Source organism: Enterococcus sp. 2G9_DIV0600, from assembly GCF_002140615.1.
Lineage (GTDB): Bacteria > Bacillota > Bacilli > Lactobacillales > Enterococcaceae > Enterococcus_D > Enterococcus_D innesii.
Genome location: NZ_NGLL01000002.1, coordinates 107,974 through 125,931, shown reverse-complemented (window position 1 = coordinate 125,931; position 17,958 = coordinate 107,974). Strand labels below are relative to the sequence as shown.

Below are 17,958 nucleotides of genomic sequence, written 5' to 3'. Positions count from 1 at the left end.
TTGCCTTTTCATTCGGAAAATCATATAATCAATAGCATAGCACATAAAAGAAAGAAGGTGACACATTGAAATTAAGCCAAAGACAAATGAAAATCATTGAGATCGTCAAAGAGCATCAGCCAATCAGTGGGGAGACCATTGCGAAGCAGTTAGGTTTGAGCCGCGCAACCTTGCGGAATGACTTATCGATTTTAACCATGACCGGTTTATTAGACGCCCGACCGAAAGTCGGCTATTTCTACACAGGACAAACCGTTGAGCCTTTGCTTTTCGAAAAACTCTACCATACCAAAGTTGCAGAAGTCATGATCCCACCGTTGCTGATCTCACAAACGGTCTCCGTTTATGAAGCAGTCACGACTTTGTTTATGTACGATGTCGGTTCCCTCTATGTCAAAAATGACCAAGACGAACTGATCGGGGTACTCTCCCGCAAAGATTTGCTGCGCTTTGCGATCAGCAATGCCGCACCAGAAAAAACACCCGTAGCGATGATCATGACTCGCATGCCAAACATCGTGACCATCACACCGGCAGAAACGATCTTGACGGCTGGTACGTTGTTAGGACGACATGAAGTCGATACCTTGCCTGTGGTCGATCCGCAGGAACCAAAAAAAGTCATCGGCAAAATCACGAAGACACGGCTGATGAATTACTTTATTCAAGCAGGTAATGACAGTGACAACACACACTTTTAGGGGGCAAAAACAATGAAGAACGTTCGAATATATTTGATTTCAGATTCCGTAGGCGAAACGGCACAAAAGCTGATCGCCGCCGTTTCCGCGCAGTTTCCCACGATCGACCTTTCAGATATCCAGCTCTTTCCCTTTACTAATGATGAAGAGAGCTTAGGCGAGATCCTCAAAGATGCCTTGCTAGACAAATCGATCGTCGTTACCACCTTAGTCAATAAAGAATTAGTCGCTTTTGTTGATGCCTTTGCCAAACGGACTGGTTTGCAGTATGTCGATTTTATGTCGCCTTTGACCACGATGCTAGAAAAAACATTCGGTGTAGAAGCCGTCCAAGAGCCTGGTGCCTTGCATCGCTTGAACCAAGCATATTTCAGCCGGGTGGCAGCGATGGAATTTGCCGTAAAATACGACGACGGCAAAGACCCACGGGGATTTCTCGATGCTGACTTTGTCCTCTTAGGGGTTTCGCGAACCTCAAAGACCCCATTGAGCCTATACATGGCAAATCGTGGCTACAAAGTGGCGAATCTGCCTTTGATTCCTGAAGTCGCTTTGCCAGCCGAAGTGCACCAAGTAGACCCACGGAAAATGGTCGGTTTGACTACGAATCCAGAATCCCTTACGGAAATCCGGCGGTCCCGGATGCATTCATTGGGCTTGAAAGAAGAGACCCATTACACCAATTGTGAACGAATCGAAGCAGAATTAGCCTACGCGAATGAATGGTTCAAAAAGCTGAACATTCCGGTGATCGATGTCAGCAAACGCTCCATTGAAGAAAGCGCGATGCTGATTGAAGAACAAGCCAAAGAACAGGCCCATGTTCAATAAAGACACCTTGGCAAACCTGACCGAGATCATCAACTTGGAAGCCATCCAGCAGCTGCCGAAAGCTACCGAGCATTTTGTCAGCGATCTGCATGGCGAATACGATGCCTTTGACCATATTTTGCGGAATGGTTCTGGCAGTATTCGAGAAAAAGTCGAGACTTTGTTTACCGGTGTCTTGACGAAAGAAGAACAGACTGAACTCTGTTTTGTCATTTATTATCCAGAGGAGCTATTACAAGAACAGGCCTGGACCCCTGCCGATTGGCGCTTGAAGATGGCACAGCTAGTGAAAGTTGCCCGCTTTACTTCCAGTAAATACACACGCTCCAAGGTACGCAAAGCATTGCCGACTTCTTTTGCTTACATCTTAGAAGAACTGTTGTACCAATATGATGCCGACTTCAATAAAGAAGCTTACTATCAGGCGATTTTTGATAAGATCATTGAATTAGAGGCAGCCCCGCTTTTTTGCCAAGAACTGGCGTACTTGATTCAGCGTTTCGTAGTGGACCATCTCCATGTCTTAGGCGATATCTATGATCGAGGACCGGCGCCAGACAAAATCGTCGATCGCTTGATGACTTTGCCTTCACTGGATATTCAGCTAGGCAACCATGATATCTTGTGGATCGGTAGCTTTTGCGGCTCGCTGCCCTGTTTGGCCAATACGATCCGCATCGCTGCTCGCTACGGCAATCTGGCATTATTACAAGATGGTTATGGGATCGATTTATCAAAAGCACTGGCTTTTAGCCAAAAATATTACACAGAAAATGCCGGCTTTTATCCGCAAAAAACAGTGGACCCTTTATCAAGCCAGCAAAAAAAAGCCGCCATGCTTTTGCAGCAGGCATTTGCCATCATCCAATTCAAAGTCGAAGCAGCCGTGATCCAGCGGCGACCGGCATTTGCGATGGCAGAGCGCTGCTTATTGCATCGCTTGTCTCAAGATCGGCAACAAATCCAGCTAGACCAGACCTATCCTTTGATCAACGGCTGTTTTCAACTAGTAGATCCCGATGATCCTTACCGTTTGACAGCCGAAGAACATGAAGTATTGCAAGATTTGCTGCGCCAATTTCAACGCTCGCCCCGCTTAGCTGCGCATATGCGCTTTTTGGTCGAGCATGGCACATTGTACCAGCGCTTCAACGACAACCTACTGTATCACGGCTGCCTGCCTTGTCGGGAAAACGGCGATTTCCTGGCCTTTACTTTCCAGCAGCAGCCCTTAGCAGGCAAAGCGTTGATGGACTTTTTTCAGCAATGTTTGCAGGAAAGCTTTGCCCAACCAGAAAACCAAACAGACCTTGCCACCGATATGATCTGGTATCTTTGGTGTGGCGAAGGCTCTTCCCTCTTCGGCAAAAAAGCCATGAAAACCTTTGAGCGCTACTTTATAGCAGATCGCAACACCCATAAAGAACAAAAAAATGCCTATTATTCTTTAAGGGAAAACGAAGACTTCTGCTGCCGTGTCCTAGCTGCCTTCGGTCTGCCGCCGACAGGCCACATCATCAATGGCCACACCCCTGTCAAAGTGCGTAAAGGCGAGACGCCCATCAAGGCAAATGGTCGTTTATTGGTAATTGATGGCGGACTTTCCCGCTCCTACCAATCCGTCACAGGCATTGCTGGTTACACGCTGTTGTCAAATTCCTTCGGCATGACCTTAGCAGCCCATCAACCCTTTACAGATCGCCAGCAAGCCATCCAGCAGCGACGTGACATCGTCACTCAGAAAAAAATCGTCGTGCGGCAAACGGAAAGAACCACGGTAGGGCAAACAGATATCGGCAAGCGGCTGCAGCAAGAAAGCCGCGTGCTTTTTGAAGAATTAAAAAATCATCCGATCCCTTGACGAGTCATTCGTCAACCAATCGGATGATTTTTTTTTACAGTCCTTTGGAACTATGAAAGGCTTTGAGTTTTTCCAACGCCTGCAGCACAATGATCAAGACCAAGATCGCTAAGGCTAAAAAGAGCGTTTCTAACCCTTTTCCCTGCGCTAAAAGCAACTCCCTTAAAATCGCTGTGATACTGATCAAAATCAAGTAGCGCACCGGAATATGGTGACCTTCTTTTACGTAACGCAATAACATCAAAATAATTTCCAGTAAAATAAACAATGTTGCGATCTCTTCGATCAATAAAGAAAGATCGCTAACTTCATGCAGTGGGATCACATGGACAACGATTTTATAGATCGCTTCCGCCATCACCACCAAAACCAACAGAACCAACAGTCCTAACATAATATCAACCACAACACTAATCAATTTTTCGAAGTGCTTAAAATACTTTCCCATAACACCCCTCCTCGCACTTATTATAGCGAAACTACTCAGAATCACTTTATGATATGCTTGCAAGTCCAGCTTTTTTTATGGAGGCAGTGAATAAAAACGTAAGACGGCTCTTTTCTGTTCCAGCAATCCGCCAACAAAACCTTTCTCTTTGCTATTTTTTGATGTCTCAGAGTGAGAAATCGCGCATCTTTCGTTCACTTGGTGTGTTCATGGCTCTGAACATAAGCAAATAAAAAAGCTAGGCACAAGGCCTAGCTGAAATGGTCCCTTTAGATGAGATTGATTTTTACAGTCAGGCTCAGTGAGCCCCTTCGACTGTTAGATCAACATTTTCACTCGTATCTTCCGCGGCTTCCTCGTCGCTATTGGAGGTTTCTGAAGACGGCTCAGTCGTTTCACTGCTGGAGCTGCTTGTTGTAGTACTGGTCGAACTCGTACTGGAAGAGCTTGAAGAACTGCTACTAGCGCTACTGCTAGAAGTATCGCTGGTGGTGGTTGATCCGCCACTGGGCGCGGTACTCGAACTGCTTTCGCTACTTGCTGAAGTGCTGACGCTAGGCTCTGTCTCTGCTTCACTTACGGAAACAGACGTGCCTTCATTTGTCGACGCTTCGATCGAGCGACTAGTCGTTGAAGACGGTGTGTAAGAACTAACACTGGCTTCATAAAAAATCTGACTGGAATCAGAGGTTTCTTCAATACTGCTGCTTGCTGTCTGGTAAGGTGGCTCAGAGGAACTACTGGAAGAATCTCGTACAAAGGGCGCGGCAACAAAGGCATTGGCGTCTTGATTGATCGCCACACTCAAAAAAACCGCAACAAAACAACTGACTAATGCCGACTGCATATTGAACTTGAATTTCATCGCACTCCCCATCCTTTCCCCAAAAAAGTGGTTGGACCTTCCGACAACGATCTATCTCATTCTTATATTATACAAAAAAAAGCAACCGTCAACAAATTAAGTTTTATTTTCAAAGATGACAAAGACATGATTGTCCGTTGCACAAAAAAGCCCGAGGACAACTGCCGATCACCTGCGGGCCCATCCCTTCACTAAGGGTTGGCAGATACGACGGATGCTTGTTCCTCTGGCTTTAATGGTTCCTTTACTTAAGAAATTCTTTTACTTATAAGTTTCGCAGATGATTCGGGTCATGGATCGGTGCTTCAATATCACTGTCTCCCATGCGCGGTGTTGGATGAACGGACTCATCGGGCATCGCTGTTTCACCTGGTAACGGTTGATCGATGATTGGCCCAGTATCTGCATCACGATCCGTTATTTTGTCCATCGGCTGATAATCGTAGACGCCGACAACGAGTTTGTCTCGTTCAAGGTCATCACGATAACCATATAACGGATCATGCTCATCATGCCTATGATCGGAATCGCCAAAAGAAAACGCATCTTTGATTTTTTCCCAAAGCGAACGATCTTCGTCTTCACTAGCAGCATGCTCCACTTCCACATCATCGATGGATTCTAACCCAAATTGATCGATGACTGTTTGATTCGCATACAGCACGATATCGTCTTTGCCATAGCCTTCGTTTGTCAATTGCTCAATAACCGGTAATACTTCTGTTCGAGTGTCGTAACTGCCAATAATCGTTAGGTTTCTGTTGTGCATGTGAAATCCTCCTTATTTTGTGTACGCTTCGATTGTTCTGGTTCTGAAGCAATTCTTTTAAAACTAGCAATTTCTATTGCTTCTTTCATTCTAACGCAGGGTTCTATGATTGACCAAATAGTTTGATTGCGCTTACGAAAAACAAGTAGTTTCTTGAAAAACCGCTAATAGCTTAGTAAAAGCTTGATCCAGCATAAAAAAACTGCGTGAGCCAATGGCTTGCACGCGGTTTTTTTGCTTGTTACTTGGAAACGATCAGTTTTTGTCCGACAAAGATCGTATAGCTGCTGTTGATGTTGTTCCATGATGCGAGTTGACTGATACTGGTGTTGTATTTTTGTGCCAGTGACCATAAGCTGTCACCTGATTTCACCGTATGCGTCTTCGTTGAACTACTGCTGCTGGTATTCGTATTAGAAGACCCACTGCTAGCAGCTGTCAAGTAGGCACCGCTGACCCAACCTTTGCCAGAAACATAATACCATTTGTTCGTGCCATTGACGGTCGTCCCGGTTTTTGTTGAGGTAACCGTGACGGTTGCCCCTTTGCTTAAAGAACCAGTAATACTGCTGCTGGTAGAAGCATCGGAACGAACATTTAAAATCTCGGTGGTTTTCATTTGCTGATTTGTGGTTGTTGAACCGTTATTATTGGAAGAGCTGCTGGTTGTTGTCAAGTAGGCACCACTGACCCAACCTTTGCCAGAAACGTAATACCACGTTTTATTGCCTTCCACTGAAGTGCCGTTCTTTTTCGCTGTCACGGTAACGGTTACCCCTTGACCAAGCGTTGTCACGACACGGCTGCTAGTAGAAGCATCGGAGCGAACATTCAATGCGGCCGTCGTTTTCATTTGTTGATTGATACTTGAACCATTGTCTTCTTTTTCCGCTTCAGAAGCATTATTGTTGGTCACTTCAGTAAGGTAGGCGCCGCTGACCCAACCTTTGCCAGAGACATAGTACCAATTTTTATTGCCGTTGACTGATGTACCGGTTTTCATAGAAGTGGCAGTAAAGGTCGTGCCTTTGCTAAGTGAACCAACCACTGATCCGCTAGTGGACGCGCTAGAACGAATATTCATCGCTTCCGTCGTCTTCATTTGCTTATTGATCGTCGTACCAGAATTGCTATTGTCAGAACCGGTGTTGCCTGATCCGCTATTGTTGTTTGAAGAGTCGGTCGAAACCTTCGTCAAATACGCGCCGCTGACCCAACCTTTGCCAGAAATCTTATACCACGTGGTGTTGCCATTGACGCTGGTGCCGGTTTTGGTCGCCGCTGCCGTAAACGTCGTATTAGCTGCTAACGAACCAGTAATAGAGGCACTGGTGGAAGCATCCGAACGAATATTCATAGAGGCCGTGGTTTTCATCTGCTGATTGATCGCTGTTTCATCACTGACGATCGTTTCATTGCTATTGCCGCCACCTGTGTTTGAGCTGCCGGTATCATATTGCGTTAAATTATACGTACTGATCAAATTGTTTAATTTGCTGGCATAAGAAGTATCGGTTGCATAACGCCCTTGTAGCCAAGCGGTTGCTTGCGTGTAAGAGGTCGTATTGCTTTTCCATGCACCGCTGTAATAGTAGTTGCCGCTAGAAAAACTCGTGTTGCGCAACACATATGCATTGTCTTCAAAAGACTCTTTTAATGATGGGTATTTCCGAAACTTAGCGCTGATCAAATAATAATTGCCGGAACCATCATCTTCATACGTATCCATTGTCACATATTGGCCATTGTAGCTGCCTTTGATCCCAAACATATTGTTGGCCGTGGTCGTCAAAGTCGAGGCGCCCCAACCAGATTCCAAAATCGCTTGTGCCATCATAACAGAGGCATACAGATCGTTTGCTGCCGCCACTTCCGTTGCATAGCCGCAAATCTGACTGATAAAGGCAGCCGGATCGATCGTTGCCCGTGAAAATAATGCCCGACTAGTCAAATCAGAAAGGGCTGATGGTACTTCATCTGCTTCTAAGACTTCATCACTAGCGACTGTTGTGCTTTCTGTCGTCGCTGTTTCTGATCCCTCAGTAACTGCTTCCGTCCCTGACTCCTCCGTCGTTTCCGAGGTTTCTTCGGTCACAACAGGTGCTGGCGTCGATTCTGTGGTTTCCTCAACTGGCGTGCTGTCGGTTTCAGGTGTACTGCTGATTGTTGTTTGTTCAACGACCTTAAGGTCATTGCTAGTTTCTGTCGTTGCCGTTTCAGCCGCATGCCCTAAGGTCGGGATAAACGTTGATCCCGCTACTAAAGTAGTAGCCATCGTAATACTTTTTTGGGTATATTGCGTGCGCTTCAAGCGCTTTTCTAAGCGGCGTCGTTCTTTACGAATTGTCATTTAATCCCTCCGTCGTATTAGCCTTTTTTTATTGTAACACGATTTATTAAAAAATGGGGGGTTAAGATGAAAAAACAGTGAAATCAACGAGATAAATTCTTGCTATGAAACAGTTTTCTCTTTTGCTTCATCTGCCAATACTCTGTTCTAAAAAAAGAAAAAAGAGTGGTTTTGGCACCAAAAAAGCAGCCTTTATCAAAAAGACTGCTTTTGGTGAATTGTTATTTAATAACAGGTGCGGGCTTTTGGGCTTTTTTTAACATCGCATAGCCTATGTTGAGAACAAGCCCAAAAACGGCCAAGAAAATTGCCGTATAGAAGGCTTTTGTATAATCTCCTTGGTTACTTTCTGCGATTGCTGCTGCCACTCTAGGACCAAAGAATGCCGCCGTAGAATAACCAACAAAGACGATTCCATAGTTGACCCCTTGATTGATCGGTCCGTAATTTTCCATAACGATCGATGGGAAAACCCCCATCACGCCCCCGAAGCACAGTCCTAAACCGATGATCCCGACAGTGAAGATCACAGTTGTTTGACCAAGCGTCAATAGGAATAAGGACAATGCCACCACACCATAGATGATCATCAACGTATTCTTCCGACCAATTTTATCAGAAACGGTGCCCCAAAGGACACGACCAAAACAGTTGCTCAATGAGTACAAGCTGACATAAAAAGCAGCGGCAGCCGCCGTCAAACCAAACATACTTTGCCCGATCACTGAGGCGTTAGAAGCAATCATCAAACCTGAAAAAGCCCCTACCCCTAACATAACAATAATCAAGTAAAAAGTTGGTGTCTTCAGCATATCCAGCCAATTCAGATTGATTTGAGGACCATTTTTTCCTTGATCCGCTGGTTGCCAACCTGCTGGACGGTAATTTTCTGGTGCTTTACGAATAAATAGACTAGCCACCAAGACGATCACGATATAGGCAATTCCTAAAATCCGAAAGGCTGCTAAGACATCTTGTGATTCGATCAAACGATTCGCAATTGGTGCGGCAATAATCGCTGCTCCACCCATGCCTGCTGTGATCAAGCCCGAAGCCAGTCCCCGTTTATCCGGAAATAACCGAATCGTATTGCTTAAACAAGCCGAATAGGCAAAGCCTTGCCCTAAACCAGCAAAGACTCCATAAGTCAGGTACAACATGGCGGGTGAGTTGACCAATCCCGTCAGGAAGAAGCCCGCTCCGAACAAAACGCCTCCACCAGCGATGACCCATCTAGCAGCTCCTCGGTCTGTCAGCAAACCACCCAAAATCATGGTAATCGGGCCAACTGCGGCATTGATGGTAAAGGCTAGCATGATCTCTTCCATGGACCAACCTTTTAATTGACTAAGAGGTCCTGCAAAAACACTAAAGGCGTAAACAGCGCCCGTACACAATAATACAGCGGTCGAAGCGATCAGAATCAGCCAACGATTGATTTTTGTTTCCATTTTTTCTCTCCTTTGTTTTAAGCATGTTACTTTATTCACATATTATTTCAAAAGCTAGCGCGCGTGACGATTCACAACGCGCAAGGCTTTTTATTCGAGATGTTCTGCGACTGCTGTCTTTCCAGCAATCCGGCCAAAAGTAAAGATGTCTGTCAACGAGTTGCCGCCTAAGCGATTGCCGGCATGGATCCCCCCAGCAACTTCCCCTGCTGCATACAGCCCTTCAATGATTTGATCTTCCTTCGTCAACACGTGGGTTTGCGGGTCTATCTTCAATCCCCCCATCGTGTGGTGAACCGCTGGTTTTCTTGGTGTGGCATAGAAAGGCGCTTTTTCCACTTTCAAGTCGAAGACATCTTTGCCAAACTCTGGGTCTTTCCCAGCATCCACATAGCTATTGTATTTCGCAACGGTCGCCTCTAAGACGGCTGGATTAACATTGATCTGCTCTGCCAGGCCAGCCAAGGTCTCACTGCGGAACAGCGTACCAGCAGCTACTTGCTTATCGATTTTTTCTTGGCTCGTGTTATAAGCGGTTTTCTTGATTTCTTCATCCGCGATCAAATAGAACAATCCGCCATTATCGATCGCCGCTTGGGTCAATACATCGCGGCTTTCGTACTCATTGACAAAGCGCTCACCCTTTTGATTGACCATCACAAAGTTAGCTGGTGGCACTTGCAGCCCACTGAATAAAGCCCCTGTGTTTGGATCAGATACGGGCATCATTTGCGAAAAGCCCATGCCAACAAGGTCCGCGCCAGCACTTTCTCCTAGCTTGATCCCGTCACCAGTGATCGCTGGTGAATTTGACGTTTTGATATCGTCTTCGATCTCTGTCCAATAGGTATTGTATTGTTTCAACATTTTGGTGTTCGCTCCGAACCCGCCGGAAGCTAAAATCACTGCTTTGGCATGGATCGTGACTTTTTGACCATTACGGCCTTCCCCGATGATTCCAGTAACCTTGCCATCTTCGATCAATAATTCTTTGACAGGCGTATCAGTTAAGATCGTTCCCCCATGCTCTTTCACGAATTGATGCAAAGCAGAGACAAAGGCATACCCTTCGTTTTTGACTGGTTTATGTCCTCGGCGCCATTTCGCTCCTACTGGCATATCGACATTGTTCATATCAAATTCTACGCCGATTTCTTCTAGCCATTTCACTGAATCCAATGCTTGATCCGTTAAGATCTTCACTAGCTCGTATTTCCCATAGATCGGTTGCCCATTCAAATCTTTGCGTTTTCCGCCTAAATAGGTTTGAATTCGATGCCACAAAGCAGAATCAAACAAGTATTCTTTTTCTGGCGTCGTTTCTGAAAGATACGCAGTGATTTGTGCCTTCAAAGCTTTGAAGTCTGGCAAGTATTCTGCATCGATCTCTTGTTCATCGATCGTCAGCACTTCTTCTAAAGCACTGCGTTCGCCAGGCAATGCGGAGAAGCCGTTTTGCCATTTTGGATCCGCGGCATTCATCGGTCCGCCAGTACGTACGGTATTGCCGCCGATCGCTGGGAATTTTTCTACTAAGATCACGTCTTTATTGGCTTGCAGCACACTGGCAGCTGCACTCAGACCCGCGCCGCCACCACCTACGACAACGACATCGGTGGTATACGTTTCATCTTCTGTTTGCAAAGCACTGGCGGCTTTTGGACGTTTGCGCAAGACATCTGGGTTCGCACCAGCCATTTTCACGGCTTTTGCTACCCCATCAACGACACCGTTACTCGTAACGGAAGCACCAGAGATCGCATCGACATTTAAGGTTTGCCCTTCAATGATCTCTTGAGGGATCCGTACGAAAACGACATCAGCGATCCCTTCGGATTCACCAGACGTATCGATATCGATAGCTTCGATCCGTTCTTCGCTCAATTTGACGACCATTGGTAGATCCCCGTTATGTCCTGGTGCTGTGACGGTGTATTCGCCAGGCTCATAAACGACTTCTTCTGGTACGTTCAACAAATTAGCGACTTCCGTAAACCGAACGAACTTGCGGAAACAGCTTTCCAAAAAGTCGATCGTTCGTTGATCTTTTAAATTGCCTTGTTCATCAAAGGCTTGATGCGCACGTCCCAACAAGAACTCATTTCCTGGCATGACTGTTGCATTGACACCCGGTGCATCAAGGATCTGGCGCAAATGCAGCTGTGCTCGCGAAGAGCCTTGTACATCGTAGGATGCACCGACGATCATCACCGGTTTGCCATCAAAGGGATGGAGATTGAAGGAGAGCCATTCCAAGACGCTTTTCAATGCGGAAGGAATCGAATGGTTATGCTCTGGTGTTGCAATGATCACCCCATCGGCTGCTAAAATCTTGCTATTTAACCGTTGGATCACTTCGCTATTGGTTTGATCTTGTGTTTCATTGAACATTGGGACATCCTTGATTTCCAGCAGTTCAATTTCTGCTAGGGCAGCAAATTCCCGCTGCATAAACGCCACTAATTGGCGATTGGTCGATTTTTTGGCGTTCGTTCCGATTAGGCCGACAAATTTCATGACTAGTTCCTCTCTTTCTTATGCTTGTTCCCACGAAAATTTCTTTGCACGTTCTTTAGCCGTTGAATATTCACTGACCAGACGGTTCGTGATTTCGACAAACAAGACAAATTCATTGAAACAATCTTCTAGTTCGGCAACTTTTTCGCTATCGATCAAGTTTCCTTGTTCATCGAAGGCTTGCATGGAGTGCCCTAACAAAAATTCCGCACTCGGCATGATTCTGGCTTTTACTTCAGGCGCATCTAAGATCTGACGCAAGTGGGCTTGGGCTCTCGAAGAACCTAGTGCACCAAGAGAAGCACCTGTGATCATCACTGGTTTATCGATCAAAGGGCGCGTCGTATAAGAAAGCCATTCAATCATGCTTTTTAACACCGCTGGGATCGAGTGATCGTATTCTGGTGTACTGATGATCACCCCATCTGCTGCTTCGATCTTCTCTGACAAGGCTTGAACTGCCGGTGGTGCCGTCCGATCTTCTGGTTCATTAAATGCTGGCAGATCACTGATTTCGCAAAGTTCGATCTCCGCTTGGTCACTAAAATGGCTTTGAATAAATTGCAGTAAGCGACGGTTGGTCGAACGCGTCGAGTTGGTTCCTACGATTCCAATCAATTTCATTATCATCTCTCCTAATTGTGAATAATTTAACATTTAACAATAAATAAAAAGTTTTTGATCATTGGCTTTGATTTCTTTTTTCAATCGTCTCTCAAGTTGGTTTTTACGACCTACTGAGATGAAAGGCTTCTTCCTAAACAAAAAAATCTTCCCCAAGTACCCATTTAGTGTACGACTGAATTCTTTATTTGTGAAATATTTATTTAATTATCCATCGATAACAAATTTGTTATAATAAGAAAAATGACTAGGAGGACCACGCAATGGCACTTAAAGATTCCCATCTGATGTTGCAATACCTCGATACCTTGCTAAAGCATAGCAACTACACCAAAGCCGCCAAAGACCTCTACATTTCACAGCCTTACTTGACGCAAACCGTGAAACGTGCCGAACAAGAGCTGGGAACGCCCATCATCAATCGGCTGCCGGGACATTTTCAACTGACGGAAGCTGGTAAAATCTATTATCAATATCTAGAAACCTTGGAAACAGAATCTGCCAAATTGAAAAGTCGGCTGTCTTGGTATACCGCGACCGAGAAGCGTTCTTTGCGCTTAGGCATCTTGCCGAGCCTTGGTTCCTATCTGCTGCCGCTCTTTTTGCCTGCATATTATGAACACTATCCCAACGTGCACTTTTTCTTGCGGGAAGACCTGCCGAAGCACAATGAAAAACGCCTGCTGAATGGGCAGCTGGACTTTTTTATCGGACAAAATCCTGAGACGATCGCACCGAATCTAACAGTCCACAATACCAATCAAGAACGGTATCTAGCGATCATTCCGCCTTGTTCTCCCCTGTATCAACCAGAGAAGCGGTATTTAGCACCTGATTCATTGTCCGTCAAAGACTTGCTGCAAAGTCCGTTGATTTTGACCGCCAGCGGCTCGGCGATTCGGCGCCAAATCGATCAATTGCTGCAAAAATACAAAGTAGAGGCGAACGTTCTCATAGAAAGCAGCAATATTTATACAGCAGCGGCATTGGCAGAAAACAACCTTGGGATTGCGATCGTACCAGAAAGCGTGCTACAAGCAGCGACCGCGACCCCTTTTAATCTTTATCCGATGCCAGAGGAACTCTTGTCCCTCACCTATTTTATTGCCCATCAAGCCGAACGGGTATTGTCAAACAGCGAAGTCGCCTTGATCGAGTCCTTTTTGCAACACGTCTAGCTTTCCTTTTTTACCAAAAACAAGCAGCCACCACCTATATTCCTAGGTAGTCGCTGCTTGTTTTCATTCTGCTGTTGGCGTTTCGATCGAACGTGCTAATTCTTGCGGATAGATCAGTTCTCCTTGTTTGGTAATAACTAATCCAGTAATCCCTTCTAACGGCGACAGCTCCTGCAAGATGGCTTGTGGCTCTTTGCCGAATAAGCGGGTCGTCCAAATCTCTCCATCAACCGATCTGTCGGATAGAATCGTGACACTGGCAATGGCTGACTCTAACGGATAGCCCGTTTCTCGATCAAAAATATGATGATAGGTCTTGCCCGCTACCTGATAGGTTCGTTCATAGATCCCTGATGTAACAACTGATTGATTGCGCACCTTCAACGCGGCGACAAAATTCCCTCTCGGTAAGAAAGGGTTTTGGATCCCGATCCGCCAATAGCCATCAGCATGGCTCGGGGCATCGCCGTAAGTCACCACATTGCCCCCAAGATCGATCAAAGCGGCTGTGACACCGACCTGCTTGAAATGCGCCATCAACAAATCAGCAAAATATCCTTTTGCCACAGCCCCTAGATCAAGCTTCATGCCGGCAGCTAACCCGACGGTTTGCAACGTTTCATCCAAAATGATCTTGGCAGGATCAGTTTTTGGCAGCAGCTCCGCAATTTTCTCAGGCGTTGGTAGATGGGCATCTTGGAACCCGATCCGCCATTCCTGCACCAAAGGACCGATGGCAATATTTAAGTAGCTATCTTTGGGCAAGCTATGGGTTTTCCCTAGTGCGATCAATTCAAACAATTCCGGTGCGGTGGCGATCGCTCCTTGTCCTTCCTGCTGATTGATCTGCATCAACTCAGACGTCGGGTCATTGGCACTAAATCGCTGTTCAAAGGCCGCAGCTCTTTGAGCAGCTTCCTCTAAGATCACTTCTGGGGTTTCATGCTGCACCCAAATCGTGATCACCGTTCCCATTCCCTGTAACACTCGTTGGCCTTCTGGCATTGTCCTTGCTCCTTTGTCCTCTTCTTTTGGCTATCATAGCAGTTTCTGGGAGAAAAAAGTAGTCTGCGGGATGCCGCCACTGCTTTTTTTGAAAAAAAACTGCGAGGTCTCCCTCGCAGTCTGCTGTTTCTATTGCTCAATGATAAAAGTCGAAGCGGCCTTTCGCCAATACTTCTTTGACCCCACCAGTTTGGTACAAGGAACGGTCCATAATGGCTTTTTTCACCACGGAAGCGGGATAGCCTTTGATGCCCATTTTCCCTACTAAGCCAAAGGCATGGGTATTGCCGATAGACGCCACTGAACCTAATGATTCAAAGTGGAAATCTGCTGGTTTTTCCCCGTTCATTTGACGTAAGATATTTTTACCCGCATGCTGCCCCATCTTCAAAGCGATTTGAGCCGTTGTTGGATACGGGCGATTGGTCGCTGGGTCCATGACTGCTGAAACATCACCGACAACATAGACGTTACTATGATCAGGGTCTGTTAGGTCTTGATTGACCATCACACGACCCCGACGAGCAGAAAAGTCTGATTCAGCCATCACATGGCTGCCGCTAACGCCTGTAGTCCAAACGATGGTTTGGGCTGATAATTCTGCTGTTGCTCCTGTATCGGCATCATCTTGATAGACAACGACACCTGGTTTGATTGCTTTGATGGGTTTACCAGTCAGGAAGTTCACGCCCCATTTAACGAGATTTTTGATCCCATAATCCGATAGTTTTTCATCAAACATCGGTAATAAACGAGTCACTGCTTCGACACAATACAGTTTGATGTCTTCTGGTTTGACGCCTGCTGCTTTCGCAAAGGTTTTACGGTTTTCCACCAATGAACCTAGCAATTCGATTCCGGTGAAACCAGCACCGCAGACAACGATTTTTAGGTAGTCAGGATTTTGTGTTTCTTTGTATGCCTTCATTTGTTTCAACAAATGATGATAGATGTTTTCTGCGGAGTCGACATCCACCATTTCCAACGCATGCTCCTCGACACCAGGGATCCCAAATGATTCTGATTCAAAGCCTAACGCCACGATCAAATAATCATACGTGCACGTGGATTGATCTTTAAAAACGATCACTTGCTGGTTACGATCGATCGACGCCACTTCCTTTTGAACAAAGCTCGTCTTTTGGGGACGAACAACATCATTGATGGGATAGCAAATGCGGTCTCTGGGTTGCGTACCAGCCGCAACTTCATGAAGATCGGTTGCCTCATAATGATAATCGTTTTTGTCGATCAATGTGATGTGAAACGCTTCTTTTGCTCCTTGCAGTACGTGCAATGCTCGCAATCCAGCATACCCTGCTCCTAAAATGACAACTTCCTTCATGTTTCCTTACTTCCTTTCTTTGCTGTAAAAATTATAAAATCAAACCAATCGCAAAACTCAGCACTTGTACGCATGCTCCGACCGCAAGGATCCGAACGGCACAAATGAAGGTCTCTCTTTTGATTTGTTTTTGCATAAATCGTTTTGTCTGTTGCCAGACAAAGGGCGCCGCGAAAAAGGTCAGAACCAGTGACCAAGGCGCAATGTTGAGGGCAACTGAGGCAATGATCGCAACAAACGCCAAGACGTTCATCGCGATAAATAATTTCAACGCACGGGCTTTACCAAGGTAATGCACCAGCGTATAGCGCTCATTTTTTTCATCCTCTTCCAGATCACAAATGTTGTTTGCCAACATCAAGTTGGCGATCCATAATGTGTTGGGTAATGAGATCAAGAAAATACCGCCAATCGTGGCAACGTTCCATTCAAAGGTTTGATAGGCATTAAGGTAGACACAGATCAATGAGATCATAAAGCCCATCGTAAAGCCAGAAAAGAACTCGCCTAAAGGCAAACTAGAAAGCGGCCGTGGACCAGAGGAATAAAAGATCCCGACTAGGTAACAATACAGCCCCATCCAAAAAAGCGGCCAACCAACTACCATTGCCAAGGCGATTCCCATGGCGGCGGAAACGATGATCATGGAGACCATCAACCAAAAAACCAATTTGACAGACAACTGTTCCCGACCAATGATATTGGTCTTTTCTTTGTAATCATGCCCTTCTGTGGCATGATGGTAATCGTTGTAGTTATCTAAAATATCCACCGCCATATTGAAGATCAGCATGGCAATGAAATACAATAGGACATAGCCAAGATGAATCGTTTGATAATTGTACCAGCTGTAGCAGACACCAATGAAAAATGGCAAAATACTGGCAGTTTTTGCTTTAAATTCGACAAGTTCTAAAAATACAGGTAGCGTCACAACTTCACCTCCTTTAGTGAGTGCATTAAACTAGTCAATCACGCCCCTTTACGCTAGAATAAGGGCTGAATGACTGTTAGAAAGGGTTATACTATGTTTGACTTTTGGATCGATTATCCGACGATCGAACAACGATTGAAAACCGTATGTTCCATCATTGAAGAACACGTTACTGTTCGTAACAAAGAGATACAAGATGTTTTGATCGACTTTACTTATTCAGGTGGAAAAATGCTGCGGCCAGCGCTCTTTTTTTTGTTTGCTGACTTAGGTGATCCCCATTATAAAAAAACCGACCAATTAACAAAAATTGCTGCTTCTCTAGAAATTTTACACATGGCCACTTTGATCCATGACGACATTATTGACGATTCGCCGCTGCGGCGTAGTCAAGTCACTGTTCAAGCCAAATATGGCAAGGATATCGCGGTCTACACGGGTGATCTTCTGTTCACCCAATTTTTTGAGCTTTTGATCGAAAGCATGAATGGCTCCCCGTTTTTAAAAACCAACGCACAAGCCATGAAACGGCTCCTTTTAGGTGAACTTGATCAAATGCACACGCGCTACAACATCCATGAATCGATTGACGACTATCTGCAAAGCATCAACGGCAAAACCGCTGAACTGTTTTGGCTCGCTTGTCTCGAAGGCGCTCATTTTGGCGGCCTCGATACAGAAAACCAAGAACGGGCGGGTGAGATCGGTCGCAACATCGGGATCGCCTTTCAAGTATTCGACGATATTCTCGACTACACCTCTGATAGCGGCACCTTGAAAAAACCGATTCTAGAAGATTTGGCACAAGGAGTCTATACCTTACCGCTGCTATTTGCCAAAGAACAGGCACCTGCAGCATTCGCTCCTTATTTGAATAAAAAAGCAGCACTCTCCTTGGCAGAAGCCCAAGAAGTTGCGGATCTTGTCGTCCGTTACGGCGGTGTCGAAACAGCGCGCGCTTTCGCGGTCACCTACACGCAAAAAGCCTTAGACGACATCGATCTGCTGCCCGAAGCACCTAGCAAAGCCAAAATTCGTTCATTAACTGAACTGCTCTTGCAGCGCAATTACTGAGCCAT

The 17,958-nt window shown here is 45.7% G+C and carries 15 protein-coding genes; 5 read left to right on the top strand and 10 right to left on the bottom strand.

What is annotated here, in order from left to right; genetic code table 11:
* Positions 1–65: 65 nt before the first annotated feature.
* Genes A5870_RS14090 through A5870_RS14080 form a run of 3 tightly spaced genes read left to right on the top strand, consistent with a single transcriptional unit; the run spans position 66 to position 3,393 of the window.
* Positions 66–701: a helix-turn-helix transcriptional regulator gene (locus A5870_RS14090; protein ID WP_086293547.1), complete on the top strand. Its 636-nt coding sequence runs from the start codon at positions 66–68 to the stop codon at positions 699–701.
* Positions 702–713: 12 nt separating this feature from the next.
* Positions 714–1,532 carry a pyruvate, water dikinase regulatory protein gene (locus tag A5870_RS14085; RefSeq protein WP_005226564.1) on the top strand — a complete coding sequence of 273 codons (819 nt, stop codon included), beginning with the start codon at positions 714–716 and terminating at the stop codon, positions 1,530–1,532.
* The gene (locus A5870_RS14080) at positions 1,522–3,393 is read left to right on the top strand and encodes a fructose-1,6-bisphosphatase (protein ID WP_086293545.1); all 1,872 of its coding nucleotides are present in this window, start codon (positions 1,522–1,524) and stop codon (positions 3,391–3,393) included. Before A5870_RS14085 ends, A5870_RS14080 begins: the two co-directional genes overlap by 11 nt.
* A gap of 34 nt (positions 3,394–3,427) precedes the next feature.
* Here the strand turns inward: A5870_RS14080 and A5870_RS14075 are convergent, their stop codons facing one another.
* The 7 genes from A5870_RS14075 to A5870_RS14040 form a co-directional block, all read right to left on the bottom strand.
* Positions 3,428–3,841 carry a phosphate-starvation-inducible PsiE family protein gene (locus A5870_RS14075; RefSeq protein WP_005232820.1) on the bottom strand — a complete coding sequence of 138 codons (414 nt, stop codon included), beginning with the start codon at positions 3,839–3,841 and terminating at the stop codon, positions 3,428–3,430.
* 298 nt (positions 3,842–4,139) lie between these two features.
* Positions 4,140–4,706 (bottom strand): hypothetical protein, encoded by a 567-nt coding sequence (locus A5870_RS14070; protein ID WP_086293544.1) that lies wholly within the window; start codon positions 4,704–4,706, stop codon positions 4,140–4,142.
* A gap of 265 nt (positions 4,707–4,971) precedes the next feature.
* Positions 4,972–5,475: a general stress protein gene (locus A5870_RS14060; protein WP_081117640.1), complete on the bottom strand. Its 504-nt coding sequence runs from the start codon at positions 5,473–5,475 to the stop codon at positions 4,972–4,974.
* A gap of 241 nt (positions 5,476–5,716) precedes the next feature.
* On the bottom strand, positions 5,717–7,825 hold the full coding sequence (locus A5870_RS14055) for an SH3 domain-containing protein (RefSeq protein WP_086293542.1): 2,109 nt from the start codon (positions 7,823–7,825) through the stop codon (positions 5,717–5,719).
* A 221-nt stretch (positions 7,826–8,046) separates the two neighbouring features.
* On the bottom strand, positions 8,047–9,276 hold the full coding sequence (locus tag A5870_RS14050; RefSeq protein WP_086293540.1) for an L-lactate MFS transporter: 1,230 nt from the start codon (positions 9,274–9,276) through the stop codon (positions 8,047–8,049).
* Positions 9,277–9,366: 90 nt separating this feature from the next.
* Positions 9,367–11,793, bottom strand: coding sequence for a flavocytochrome c (locus A5870_RS14045; protein WP_086293539.1), 2,427 nt, complete (start codon positions 11,791–11,793; stop codon positions 9,367–9,369).
* A gap of 18 nt (positions 11,794–11,811) precedes the next feature.
* Entirely contained in the window at positions 11,812–12,417 is a 606-nt protein-coding gene (locus A5870_RS14040) for an NADPH-dependent FMN reductase (RefSeq protein ID WP_086293537.1), read from the bottom strand.
* Between the two features lie 263 nt (positions 12,418–12,680).
* Here A5870_RS14040 and A5870_RS14035 point away from each other — a divergent pair, with 263 nt between their 5' ends.
* Positions 12,681–13,595, top strand: coding sequence for a LysR family transcriptional regulator (locus tag A5870_RS14035; protein WP_086293536.1), 915 nt, complete (start codon positions 12,681–12,683; stop codon positions 13,593–13,595).
* A 63-nt stretch (positions 13,596–13,658) separates the two neighbouring features.
* Here the strand turns inward: A5870_RS14035 and A5870_RS14030 are convergent, their stop codons facing one another.
* From A5870_RS14030 to A5870_RS14020, 3 genes are all read right to left on the bottom strand, one after another.
* Entirely contained in the window at positions 13,659–14,600 is a 942-nt protein-coding gene (locus tag A5870_RS14030; RefSeq protein ID WP_086293535.1) for an FAD:protein FMN transferase, read from the bottom strand.
* Positions 14,601–14,736: 136 nt separating this feature from the next.
* Positions 14,737–15,945, bottom strand: coding sequence for an NAD(P)/FAD-dependent oxidoreductase (locus tag A5870_RS14025; protein WP_086293534.1), 1,209 nt, complete (start codon positions 15,943–15,945; stop codon positions 14,737–14,739).
* A gap of 31 nt (positions 15,946–15,976) precedes the next feature.
* Positions 15,977–16,879 carry a prenyltransferase gene (locus A5870_RS14020; protein WP_086293533.1) on the bottom strand — a complete coding sequence of 301 codons (903 nt, stop codon included), beginning with the start codon at positions 16,877–16,879 and terminating at the stop codon, positions 15,977–15,979.
* Between the two features lie 93 nt (positions 16,880–16,972).
* Between A5870_RS14020 and A5870_RS14015 the strand changes: the two genes are divergently transcribed.
* Positions 16,973–17,953, top strand: coding sequence for a polyprenyl synthetase family protein (locus tag A5870_RS14015; protein WP_086293530.1), 981 nt, complete (start codon positions 16,973–16,975; stop codon positions 17,951–17,953).
* Positions 17,954–17,958: the final 5 nt, after the last annotated feature.

Bases quoted from the DNA above. Each gene is read 5' to 3' on its own strand.
- A5870_RS14085 (WP_005226564.1), top strand. From the start codon at position 714: ATGAAGAACGTTCGAATATATTTGATTTCAGATTCCGTAGGCGAAACG.
- A5870_RS14080 (WP_086293545.1), top strand. From the start codon at position 1,522: ATGTTCAATAAAGACACCTTGGCAAACCTGACCGAGATCATCAACTTG.
- A5870_RS14075 (WP_005232820.1), bottom strand. From the start codon at position 3,841: ATGGGAAAGTATTTTAAGCACTTCGAAAAATTGATTAGTGTTGTGGTT.
- A5870_RS14070 (WP_086293544.1), bottom strand. From the start codon at position 4,706: ATGAAATTCAAGTTCAATATGCAGTCGGCATTAGTCAGTTGTTTTGTT.
- A5870_RS14060 (WP_081117640.1), bottom strand. From the start codon at position 5,475: ATGCACAACAGAAACCTAACGATTATTGGCAGTTACGACACTCGAACA.
- A5870_RS14055 (WP_086293542.1), bottom strand. From the start codon at position 7,825: ATGACAATTCGTAAAGAACGACGCCGCTTAGAAAAGCGCTTGAAGCGC.
- A5870_RS14050 (WP_086293540.1), bottom strand. From the start codon at position 9,276: ATGGAAACAAAAATCAATCGTTGGCTGATTCTGATCGCTTCGACCGCT.
- A5870_RS14045 (WP_086293539.1), bottom strand. From the start codon at position 11,793: ATGAAATTTGTCGGCCTAATCGGAACGAACGCCAAAAAATCGACCAAT.
- A5870_RS14040 (WP_086293537.1), bottom strand. From the start codon at position 12,417: ATGAAATTGATTGGAATCGTAGGAACCAACTCGACGCGTTCGACCAAC.
- A5870_RS14035 (WP_086293536.1), top strand. From the start codon at position 12,681: ATGGCACTTAAAGATTCCCATCTGATGTTGCAATACCTCGATACCTTG.
- A5870_RS14030 (WP_086293535.1), bottom strand. From the start codon at position 14,600: ATGCCAGAAGGCCAACGAGTGTTACAGGGAATGGGAACGGTGATCACG.
- A5870_RS14025 (WP_086293534.1), bottom strand. From the start codon at position 15,945: ATGAAGGAAGTTGTCATTTTAGGAGCAGGGTATGCTGGATTGCGAGCA.
- A5870_RS14015 (WP_086293530.1), top strand. From the start codon at position 16,973: ATGTTTGACTTTTGGATCGATTATCCGACGATCGAACAACGATTGAAA.